This is a genomic window from Actinosynnema sp. NPDC023794, assembly GCF_040639675.1.
Taxonomy (GTDB): Bacteria; Actinomycetota; Actinomycetes; order Mycobacteriales; family Pseudonocardiaceae; genus Actinosynnema; species Actinosynnema luteola.
The window spans coordinates 83,546-94,766 of the sequence record NZ_JBFAFR010000035.1 but is presented as its reverse complement, the minus strand read 5'-3'; the positions used below and the strand labels follow the sequence as shown (position 1 = coordinate 94,766).

Genomic DNA, 11,221 nt, shown 5'->3' with positions numbered 1-11,221 from the left:
TGACGCTCCAGATCGGTCAGCACCAACTCGGGTAACGCAGGTCCACGACGAGCCATCAGCACAACCTACAACGAATCAACGACTCAGGACACTAGAGGTACTTGCCGAAACGCACCCGGAACCCATCACCCCGACTTGGCGGCACGGGCTCGGGCAGCCCGGCGGTTCCAGCCAAATGATCTCGTAAGGCCCGTTAGGCCAATCGGATGTACGGCCCGCGAAAGTGACCTTGGCGCGGACGCCGTCTGGCTAGGTTTGTCCGATGAACTCCGCCGTCGTCTTCCTGCTGGGTATGGCAGGGGCACTGGCCCCAGAGGTCGTCCGCCTGTACGCCATCCGCCAGAACCCGACGAAGTTCAAGTGGTCGTGGTTCTACCTGCTCGTCTCGGTCGCGTACGGTGCGCTCGGCGGCGTGATCGCGCTGGTCCTGCCCGCCACCACCTACTGGGCGGCGCTGTACGTCGGCGTGTCGACTCCGGTGCTGGTCAACACGATCGTGCGTAAGGGCAAGGAGAGCGGCCAGACCGAGCTCAAGGGCCCCGGCAACGGGCGCAAGGACTCCCACGTCGACTCCTACCTGAAGGGGCTGTGACGTGACGGCCTTCGCGGCCACGGTGGTGATCTGCCGGCCGGATCAGCTGCGCGAGGCGGCCGTTGTGCTGTCCTGTGTGCCCGCGGGCGGTTTCGTGCCCGTGATCGTGGTCGAGCCGCCGCCGATGAGCGAGGCCGAGTACGTGCGCGGTCATCTGCTGGCCCGCGAGCAGAGGGACAGGACGCAGCAGATGATCGGCGGCCCGCTCGGCAAGGCCGAGGTGCTGGCCGCGACGAGGAGCGACCCGGAGCAACGGCGCAGGATGCTGGCCGAGTTCGACTTGTCGGACCGACTCGACCAGGCCATCGCGCCGTACCAGTCCTGGCTCAAGCATAACGAGATGGTCGCGGGCCTCGTCGCCGTGGCGGACTTCGCGCGCGCTGTGTTCCTCTTCGAACCGCGACCGGAGGACCTTTACACCTCGGACCCCGCCTACGTCGCGGAAGCGTCGCGGGCCTGGGACCAGTACCACCATGAGGTCTTCGGTGAGGTCCCGCCGGACGAGCCGTACCAGCCGCCGACGATCTTCGGCCGCCAGCGCGGCCGCGTCACCCTCATCCCCGGCCGGGACCTGACCGATCTTCCTCGTGCCGCGTGGTCCCTGCTGCGCCCGGACGAACGAATGCCGCAAGCCGTCGAGGTCGACGCGGAGGGCGGCAGCGCGGTGTACCTGGCCGGACTGTCTGCCGCGCTCCGAGCCGGTCTGCCGCTGCGTCCGATGTCCGGTGCGCCGGCCGTTGACCCGAATGACGACACGGACTCCGAAGAAGCGGTGCTGGTCGAGGACACCGGCAACGCACTCAGCCTGCTCGGCGTGCTCTACGCGCACCACCGGTCCGCCCGGCTGGTGATCACCCCGATGCCGGTGCTCGACGACGTCCAGCACGCCGTGGCCGCACATCAGGAGCTCATCCTCGAAGAGGCGAAAGGCCTCTTCGACGCGATTCGCGACAGGATGGCCGCCGGCCGTCGCGACCGGTTCGCCGCGATCGAGACCGCGGTGACGTCACAGGTGCCGGCCGAGGTGATCACCGCGGTCGGTGACCGCAGGCTCACCGCGTTCACCACCGGTTTGCCGTACTCGTTCGTGCGCACCGCCGACGCCGACTGGTCGGGCAAGCCGATCGGGCACGTCGCCGCCGACCCCACCCTGGTCGTCCTGACCGAGGTGGGCAGCAGCGACGTGACCGACCGCAAGGCGGCGTTCAGTCTCGTCTTCGACCCCGGCTACTTCCGCACGTCCGAGACCGAGGACGTGATGCGGCAGGTGGGCGGCCACTTCACCCACTCGATCCTGCTCGACGGTCCCCACGCGGACGGGCTCGCGCTCATGCACCTTCCGCGGAAGCTGCCGGTCGAGCTCGTCTTCTTCAACACGCACGGCTCCGACGACGGCATCGTCCTCGGCAACATCGCGATCCCGAACAGGTTCATCACCCGGCATGTGAAGTTTCCCCACCGTCCCATCATCTTCAACAACTCCTGCCAGTCGTGGACCGGCGTCGGCAGGGAGTTCGTCCGGGTCGGCGCCCGCGGCTACATCGGCACGTTGTGGAGCGTCCCGGCCGACCTGGCCGCGGACTTCGCCCGCATCGTGACGACCCGGCTGACTGCGAGCGAGGCCACCGCGTGCCAGGCGATCGTCGGCACCGGCCTGCCTGACACCATCGAACGCTCCTACATCTACGCGGGCACCGCCAACGGCAGGCTCACCAGCCAACCCCGCCGCACCGACGTCGCCGCGGCCGCGCTGGCCGCCTGCGACCTGCTGCTCACCGCCGCCGCCGACGTGCCCCCCGAGCAGACCCGGCTGGTCCGCAGGGAGACGGCAGACCTTCGCAAGCTGGTCGACGGCACCGACCACGAGGAGACCGCCGAGTACGTGGACGTGCTCCTCGGCGAGCTGAGCCTCGTTATCCGGTACGAAGCCCTCACCGACGCCGACGCGGCCGACGCCCACTCACTCGTCGCGCGAATCGACTCGCTCACCGAGCGAGTCACCCAATCCGAGCAGGAGAAGAGGATCCGCCTGGCGCGCCGCCACGCCCACACCGGCCATCTCCACGAGCGACGAGCCGAGCTGACCGCCGCGTTGGACCACTTCCAACGCGCCGTTGCGCTGGCTCCGGACGGCGCACTCAACCAGCAACTACGCGCCGCACAGCTACTGGCCGGTCAGGGCGAGTTGGAGGAGGCGATGCGCATCGGAACACTCGTCCGCACCTCCTACGCCGAGCGACACGACATGGAAGGCCTGTTGCAGGCCAACGGCTTCCTCGGCCAGCTCGCCCGCAAGCTGGGCCGGTACGACGAAGCGCTGCGCTATGCCGAAGAGGGCTACCGGCACGCGACCGTGCTGCACTCGGTCGAACAGCAGGCCAAGTTCAAGATGGACGAGTACGCCATCCACGCCGCGACCGGCGACCACGCCCTCGCGCTCGCCGCGACCCAGACCTCGCTGGCGCTGATGCGGCAGACCCGCGACGCGGAGGGCGAACTGGCCGCGTACGGCAACCTGGGCTCGTGCTACCTGGCGCTCGGAGACGCCGAGACGGCCAGGTCGCACGCCGAAGCAGGACTACGCCAAGCCCGCCGGCTGGGTCTGCGCGACGAGGAAGCCACGTTCCTGATGAACCTGGGCACCATCGTGACCGTCCTCGGCGACCTCCAAGCCGGACTGGAACACCAGAAAGCCGCGACTACCCTGCTCGCCGAGCAGGGCGCGTGGGCACGACTCACCGACGCACTACCGCAACTGGCCCGCACCGCCGCCGAGGTCGGCGACGCGGACACGCTGTGGTCGATCACAGCCCGCACCACGACGATGTGCGGCACCGTCGGCGAACTCCTGCGCGCCAAACTGGTGCCGGTCATGGTGTGGTCGCTGCGGCACGCGGTAGAGGTGGGCACCTTGCCGACCACCGAACGCGGCCTGTCCGCGTCGTTGCAGGCGCTCCAGACCGCCCACCCCGGCAACCGCGACACGGCGTCCGACCACGTCCAGCTGATCGGCGACATCCTCGTGCTCACCGCGCACTGGGTGGGCGGCCTGAACACCACCGTCTGCGTCGCCAACGCGACCGAGCTCGACCGGATGACGGGCGGAGCACTCGACCTGGTCGCGCTCTTCAGCGTCCCCTACGCACCCCGTCCGGACGCCGAGGAGCAACCACAACGCCGCCCGTTCTGGCGGCGGCGCGGTTAGCCAGGCGTGGGGCACGGCCTGGACAGGTCAAGCCCGACACGGATGCCCGACTGTCCGATCGGATCGCGACCGACCTGTTGACCAGGACGTTTCCATCCGAGCTGGTGGATCGGGTGATCACTGAGAGCGGACGGACGGGGCAGCGTGACCGGCTTCTGCCGACCGCGGGTGGTGGTGTGCTTCGTGCCGGCGATGTGCCTGTTCACGGGGGCAGGGCTATGAAGAGCCGGCCCGGTTGCTGTCCGAGGGTCTGTCTTGGGCGGGACGGTGGTCGCGGCCGTGGCGGGTGCCCACGACCGCGCCGATCTCCCGGGCCTGTGGGGTGCCAGAACTCTGCACTGAGGTCGTCGGCTGGTTGGTTCTGCTCGGCCGGTCATCGGCGGCCAAGGACGTGGAGTTGCTGGTGCTGCGGCACGAGGTCGCCGTGCTGCGCCGGGCCAACCCTCTGCTCATCCTCAACGAACACCTCGGCGGCCTGATCAACGAATACCAACCCACCGCCGCCTAACCCCAGGCCAGGCAGCGGTGGCCGACTATTCGCACCCCACAGGTGCCGCGCCTGGTCGCCCCGCACCGCAACGCCGGACGCGCCGAGGCGCCCACCCCGAACAGATCGTCGCGCTGATCGTCGAGGGGCGTATCCGCGACGTCCACAACCTCACCCGCGAGCACGACAGCGTGCTCACCCTCGACCAGGCGGCGGGTTCACCGCTGCGGATCTGGCGGTTCACCGCCCCGCCGGGAACCATGGTCATGACCGGCACCATCGACCACTTGCCGACGCTGATCGACGACGCCCCGACCTCGGGAACCCGAGCGGCGGCCGCGGTCGTAGCCGCGCAGCGCCACTCCGCCAGGTGTCGCTCGTTCGACATCGCGGTAGTCGCGCCCTCAGGCCGCCCCGCGACCGGGCACGCCGTGCCGAGAGCGACGACAGCGGGTTCAGTCGGGGGTGTTGCAGCGGGCCTGACCGAATACCAGGTAGCCGCGCTGCACGCCGGAGCTGTCGACGCCGCCGTCGCAGTTGATGGCCCGGAAGCCGTTGAACTCGGTGTGCTCCGGGTCGGCGTACCACTGGCACAGGCACGCGTAGCCGCTCTTGCACACCGGGATGGCCTGGGCTGGGGCCGGCACGAGGGCGACGACGCCGAGTGCCGCCACGACGGCGACGAGCAGACGACGGATCACGGTGGACCTCCTTGCTCCCGGGACAGGGCCCGAATGCGCCGTGCAGGTGTGCCAGCGGTGATGACCTGCTGACCCGGACCGCCCGGATTCCACGTTGACGCGTCGAATCCGGGCGGGTCCTCGTGATCAGCTCACCAGACTATCCATGGGTACACCCTCGGCATGTTGGGCACGTGGAACCACACCCCTGGCGGGATCCAGAAGCCCTGCAGGTGTGACCACCAGAAGACCAACAGGCCGTCGTAGTCCTTGCCCCAGCCCGTGCTGCGCCCAGGCCACAGCAGGTGCGCGCTTCTCCAGTCCTTCCAGTACCTCATGACCATGATCGGCCTTGGGCTCAGGTTGATGATGACGCCGCACGTCATCACGCCCCAGCGGCGTTCGCAGTTCTTGCCGTAGCCGCTGGTGTCGGTGCAGTTCTTCGGGTCTGCCGAGCAGTAGTCGTAACTGTTGGCGTTGCCGTTGCTGACTTCGTCCACCTGGAGGAACCGTCCGGCAGCGGGGTTGTAGAGGCGGACGCCCATCACCATCATGCCGCCGAGGGCTTCCGACGAGCGCTGACCGGCACCGAGCCAGCCGTACCGTGCCGGCGACTGTCCCGGCCGTGGGACGCCGAACTCGTCGGTGGCCTGCGTCGTCGCGGTCGCCGTCCGCGGGTCGAAGACGACGGCGATGTCGCCGTGCAGGTTGGCGAGCTGCAGTTTGAGGTCACCGGTTGCGGAGGTGGTCGCCGCGAGGTCACCGCTCAACGCCCTGACGTTGCGGGTGATCGTGTTGGTTCCCGGGTTCTCCACGATCCAGTCCGGGGTGTCGTGCTCCTCGCCGTAGTGGTTGACGCGCGTCGAACTGGTCGCCCACATGCCGCCCGACTCGGTCTCCGTGGTGGTGGACCGGGTTCGGAACGTGGCGTCCAGCCTCCACGTCTGCCGCGCGGAACCGATCGTCTGCGTGTGGATCCGGTCGTTGACGTGGTAGTTCAGGCGGGCCCCGCCCGCCGTGGTGACGGTGCGGCCGAAGGCGTCATAGCCGTAACCCGGGTCGACCAGCCGGTCCCGCGTGTCGTAGGCGTGCGTCTCGACGGCGCCTCCTCCGGTCTGGCACACCGGCCCGGCGGCGGTCTGCTTCGAGGTGCGGTTGGAGTTCCTGTCGTACCCGTACCACCGTGTGGTGCACGTACCTTCGACCGTGTCGTCGGCCTGGACGAGCCGACCGGCGGCGTCGTACCGGAAGTCCTGAGCGGACAGTCCGCTTTGCGTGAGTACCTGGTCGTGCACCGAGTTGCTGACACTGTCGTTGAGCAGGACCACGCCGTTGTCGCCGGTGTAGCTCCGCCGCGTCGAGACGCCGGTCTCATCGAGCTCCTCGCGCATCACCACACCGGACGGCATCGTCTGCTCGGCGATCCCGCCCCCGGGGCCGTAGGTCGCCGTGAACGAACCGGCCACCGAGTCGGTCAGCCCGACGGCCAGTCCACGTGGTTCCCGTGCGGTGTCGTACTGGTACGTGACTTCCGACGGCACGCTGTTGGCGACCTTCACCGGGCGGTTCAGCGCGTCGTTGTGGTACGTCGTGCGACCGCCGTCGGCGTCCGTGTAAGTGAGAACGCGGCCCAGGGCGTCGTATTCGACGGCCACGACCGACCCGTCCGAGCCGACCGTGCGCGCGATCTTCCCGGTCGCCGGGTCGTACTCGGTGGTCACCGCGGGAACGGCCGCCCCGACCCCGCCGGTCACCGTCACCGTCACCTTGCGCCCGGCCGCGTCGTACGTGGTGCTGGTGACGCGGGAGACGCCGTTGGCTGACTCGATCGTCCGGTCGACCAACCCGTTGGCCGTGTAGGTCGTGGTCTTGGTGACCGCTTCGGACGGGTTGGCGCCGCCTCCGGTGATAGGCGCTTTCGGCTCGACCCGGCAGATCGAGCCCGCCCATTCCGGTCGTCCGCCGCACGGACCGCCGGCGGCGCCGGTGTAGTAGGTGGTGACGGTCGTGGCGGCGTCGTTGCCGTTGGACGCGGGCAAACTCGACACGATCGGGCGACCCTGCGGGTCGTACGCCGTGGTCGTCGCCAGCGCGAGGCCGCCCGGGTCCTGCACCGTCCTGGTCTCCAGCCCGTTCGCCCAGTCGTACTCGGTGGTGCTGGTCCGTTGGTCGGCGTCGGCCGGGTAGCCTGTGATGGCGGCTCCGGTGACCACCCGGGTCTCCTTGTTCTCGACCTTCGCGCTGCCGTCGCCGGGGCGGCCCTCGTCGTAGGACACCGCCTTGTGGGCACGGGCCGGCACCTGGCTGCCGGCGGGCACCGCGGGCTGTCCGGCCGTCGCGGGAACGGCGTTCGCCAGTTCGACCACGTGCAACGGGCCGAACTCGTGCGTCTTGCGTTGGCCGTCGGCGTCGAAGACGGCGGTGGTCGACAGCAACGCCGCCCGTTCGGAGGTGGACTTGTTCGCGATGCCGAGTCGGGTCAGCTTCTCCCCCGCACGGTCGCCCTGCCCGAGCGCGAGTGCCCGGTTGGCGGCGGTGAGGGTGCGCACGGTGTTGCCGAACCGGTCGTGCTCCGTGGTGTTGGTGTGCCCACCGGGCTGGATCTCGTTGACCCGCTCGGCACTCGGGTTCAGGTAGTGCACGGTGGCACGCCGGTAGTCGCCCGCGCCGAGGTTGTCCCGACCGGTGTGGCTGCCCGGCACCTGGTCCGCCGGGAAGATCGCCGTCGCGTCGGTGGGCGCGTCGAGCTGCGCCCAGGAGGCCACCGACGATTCCGCCATGTCGTAGGGCGCTCCCTGACCACTCAGCGGGACGTCGTAGACGAGCGTCGTCATGGCGTCACCCTCGACCTCGTTCCTGGTGCCGGGTTTCAGCGCCGGACGGGACACCGCGAGCAGCATGCCGTCGCCTGCCGTGTCGTCGTTGCCGGCCCGGCCGTAGTAGAACGTCCACGGCAGCTCGCCCGGCGGGGTCAGGCGGCTGATCCGCCCGGAGTCGTACTCGTACTTGGTCTTCAGCGCCGGGCTGAGCCGCGGATCCCACGCCTCGCGCAGACGTCCCAGCGTGTCGTAGGCGTACCGACCTAGACCGGTCTCCCGAACGGTGGCGTCGGACTCCCACACCTTGATCAAGTTCACCTGACCGGTGTAGTCGCCGAGGGCGGTCGCGGTCGCGGTCGTCCTGGGCGCGTACACCAGCTCGACTACCCGGCACCCGCGCGGCAACGTCGACGGCACGTCCACGTCGCACTGCGCCGGGGAACTCACCGCCGTGGTCGGTGGGATGATCTTGCGCAGCCGGGCGCGGGTCTTATGGTCGGCGCCGACCACCGTGTCGTACACGTAGGCCGTCTCGCCGTTGGAGGTCGCGGGGAACGTGGTGCGGACCGCGTAGGTGCTGACCTCGGCGGCGACCTTGGCGAACACGGTGGTGCGCCCCTCGGTGTCCCGCAGGCTGTAGCGATCGTTCGACGCGTCGTGGGTCAGGCTCAACTCGCCGGCGTCCGGCTGCGGAACCCACGTTCCGCCGACGTCCTGGGTGAAGCCCACCGCGGTGTCGTCGGTGCGGACCACCTCGACCGACGTGGCCGACGTGGCGCGGAGTTGGGTGAACTGGCTGACGGCGTCCTGCGAGGTCCCGCCGGAGGTCCAAGCGGGCCCGAACATCGCCACCGTGCCGTCCTGTTCGGCGCCGGCCAGCGGATCGCGCGAGGAGAACGTGCGGGAGATGCCCACGCCGAACGCCGACACGTCGTCGGCGGACAGCGCGTAGTCGCCGGTCAGCAGGTTGACGGTGCCGGGCCCGATCTCCTGGCTCGCGGCGGCGTCCGCGGCGCGGTCGACGACGAGGTCGACGCCCTGCGAGGCCTGTGTGCTGCTGAACTCGGCCCTGATCTGGATGGTGCCGTCGGTCGCGAGAGTGCGCGTGACGTCCCAGACGAGGTCCGTCGACACCCCGACCGGCCAGGTGATCTGCGCCCCGTCCGACTTGCGGCGCACGTCGCCCTGCGGGACGGGCTTCCAGGTGTCGGCCGCGCCGCGCCGGTAGGCGTAGGTGACGGTGGTCAGATCGGCTCGCGCCTGAGCGGACAGTTGAACCCGTCGCGCCGTGCGTGCCCCGGTCTCCGGGCTCGTCACCGCACCCGTTCCGGCGTAGAACCGGTACGTCTTCGGCGCGGAGTCGTTGCCTGCGGCGTCACGGGCCCACGCCGTCAACGTGTGCTTGCCGTCGGACTCCGGCGTGACGGTGATCGTGTGTGCCGTGCCGGAGTACTGCGCCTCCTGGCTCGGGCCGTCGTCGAGTCGCCACACCACCCACGAGACGTCCGCGGTGGGCGGGGTGATGGTGAACGACCCGGGCGTGCCGGTGCCGCCCGCCCAGCGGCCTTCCGGGTAGTTCGTGGACGCGACCGCGGGCGCGGCCGGTGCGACGAAGTCAGGTGTGAAAGTGAGCCACGGTGATGCCGCCTCCACGCCGTTCTTGGTCGCCCTGGCGCGGAACCGGTACGCCGTTCCCGCCGTCAGCGGCGTCGGCACCTGCCAGGAGACGGTCGCGTTCGGGGTGGTCGCCGTGACGGTGCCCGAGGTGACCGGCGTGCCGCCCGCGTTCTGCACCTCGAAGGTCACCTCGTCGGCGATGTCGTCGTCGTCCTCGACCCGGACGGCGAGCGTCGGCTTGTCCGACCGCGTCCACGTCGGGTCGGCCTCCGGAGCGGTCGACGGTGTCACGGCGGGCGAACTGAGCCGCAACGGCCACGTGTAGAAGACGTCGAGCCGCGGCCACGCTGACGCGGCGTCCGAGGACTGGAACTTCTTCCAATCCTTGATGTTCTTCTCGTCGCCCGCCTTGATCAGCGCCGAGTGCAGGTTGTTCGGGCTCGCCAACCAACTCCGCACCAGTTCGGTGGCGTTGAAGTGGATCCACGCCGAACCGCCGCACGCGTTGTGGTGGTGGGACTCGACCTTGACGTCGTAGCGCTGGCCGAGCGTCGGCCGGTTGGCCCACACGGTGGTCGCGTTCGCCGGACCGGAGGTCGACCACAGCTCGACCGGGCGCGGTTCGCACACGTAGGAGTTGTCGTTCCAGACGATGACCCGGGCCTGTTCGATGGTCGCGCCGCGCACCGGGCCGACGTCGAAGTTGAGGAGCGATCGGGCGATCTTGTCGCCGTTGGTGCCCGACTGCAGTTCGACCTGCGTGTGCTTCGGGGTGTTCCCCTGGGTCGTGTCGACGTAGGTGTCGAAGGTGGTGCGGAACACCAGGTACGGGTCGATGGTGACGGGGTACGTGACGGCCGGGTCGGCGAGGAATCCCTGATCCGGGCGCAACGTCACGGTGACCACGTCCCCGGACTGGTTCACGTCGTGGTCGACAGGCATCGAGCGCGTCGGCTCGCCGAGGCGTTCGTCGCGCTCGGCTCCCCACATCCGCGGCGGCGGCATGGTCGCGATCACCGTGCCGGCATCGTCCAGGAACTCCACCATTCCACCGGGCGACGTACGAACGGTCTTGAGCCCTTCCGCCGTGATCGGCACGGAGAACGAAATCGGTCCCGTCGGACGCTGCTTCAGCATGAAGTACTGCTCGAAGCCGGACCGGCGGGACTCCACCACGAGATCGGTGTCCGGCCGCACGTCCGAGTACGTGACCTTGACGCCGTCGACCTTGGGTTCGGGCAGTGCCCCCTGCCAACCGATGGTCACGTCGTGGCCGCCGACCTGGGCCGACACCAACGCCGTCGTCTGCTCACGCGCACCCCTCGCACGCGCGAACGTCGCCTCCCACCCGGTCGCTCTCGGCCGCACGCCGTCCCGGTCGACCCGCAGCGTCGGGTCGACCGGGAGCCACTCCCCGTCCTTCTTCGTCCAGACCGGGCCCGCGGCCAACTCCGTGCGGAACGAGCCGTCGGGGTTCGCCCACGTGGTGGACGTTTCCGTGCGCTGTCCCACCATCTCGACCGGCGCGTTGCGCAAACGCGCGGTGCGCAATGCCGACATCGCGTCCGGCGCGGGACCGCCGACAGCCGTCCCCGGCTGTTCGGCGCGCGCCGGGAATGCCGACTGGATGGCCACGACGGATGAACTGATCATGGTTAACGCCAGCGCCATGCTGACCAGTGGTCTGCCTCTGAAGAACGTACGCAAAAGAACTCACCCTTCCGGTCGGGCAAACACGCATTCGTCGGGCACACGCAGCTTGATCGGCTCGTGACGCGGGAACAAGCGCGTGAGCCATACCTGGGACGGCGGGACGAAACG

5 protein-coding genes are annotated in these 11,221 nt (G+C 69.5%); 3 read left to right on the top strand and 2 right to left on the bottom strand.

The genetic code is table 11. From position 1 onward, the window contains the following. Window positions 1-262: 262 nt before the first annotated feature. From AB0H12_RS39255 to AB0H12_RS39245, 3 genes are all read left to right on the top strand, one after another. A complete protein-coding gene (locus AB0H12_RS39255; RefSeq protein WP_499630098.1) occupies window positions 263-592 on the top strand; it encodes a hypothetical protein in 330 nt (109 codons plus the stop codon). Between the two features lies 1 nt (window position 593). Further along, the gene (locus tag AB0H12_RS39250) at window positions 594-3,797 is read left to right on the top strand and encodes a tetratricopeptide repeat protein (protein ID WP_499630096.1); all 3,204 of its coding nucleotides are present in this window, start codon (window positions 594-596) and stop codon (window positions 3,795-3,797) included. A 355-nt stretch (window positions 3,798-4,152) separates the two neighbouring features. Continuing rightward, complete coding sequence (locus tag AB0H12_RS39245) at window positions 4,153-4,305, top strand: hypothetical protein (RefSeq protein ID WP_499630094.1); 153 nt, start codon at window positions 4,153-4,155, stop codon at window positions 4,303-4,305. Between the two features lie 434 nt (window positions 4,306-4,739). Here the strand turns inward: AB0H12_RS39245 and AB0H12_RS39240 are convergent, their stop codons facing one another. Further along, window positions 4,740-4,985, bottom strand: a complete 246-nt coding sequence (locus AB0H12_RS39240) for a hypothetical protein (RefSeq protein ID WP_499630092.1) — start codon at window positions 4,983-4,985, stop codon at window positions 4,740-4,742. Between the two features lie 131 nt (window positions 4,986-5,116). Then, window positions 5,117-11,053, bottom strand: a complete 5,937-nt coding sequence (locus AB0H12_RS39235; RefSeq protein ID WP_499630090.1) for a DNRLRE domain-containing protein — start codon at window positions 11,051-11,053, stop codon at window positions 5,117-5,119. Window positions 11,054-11,221: the final 168 nt, after the last annotated feature.

What these genes read in the sequence shown, in the direction of transcription:
- AB0H12_RS39255 (WP_499630098.1), top strand. Translation starts at nt 263, where the DNA reads ATGAACTCCGCCGTCGTCTTCCTGCTGGGTATGGCAGGGGCACTGGCC.
- AB0H12_RS39235 (WP_499630090.1), bottom strand. Translation starts at nt 11,053, where the DNA reads ATGATCAGTTCATCCGTCGTGGCCATCCAGTCGGCATTCCCGGCGCGC.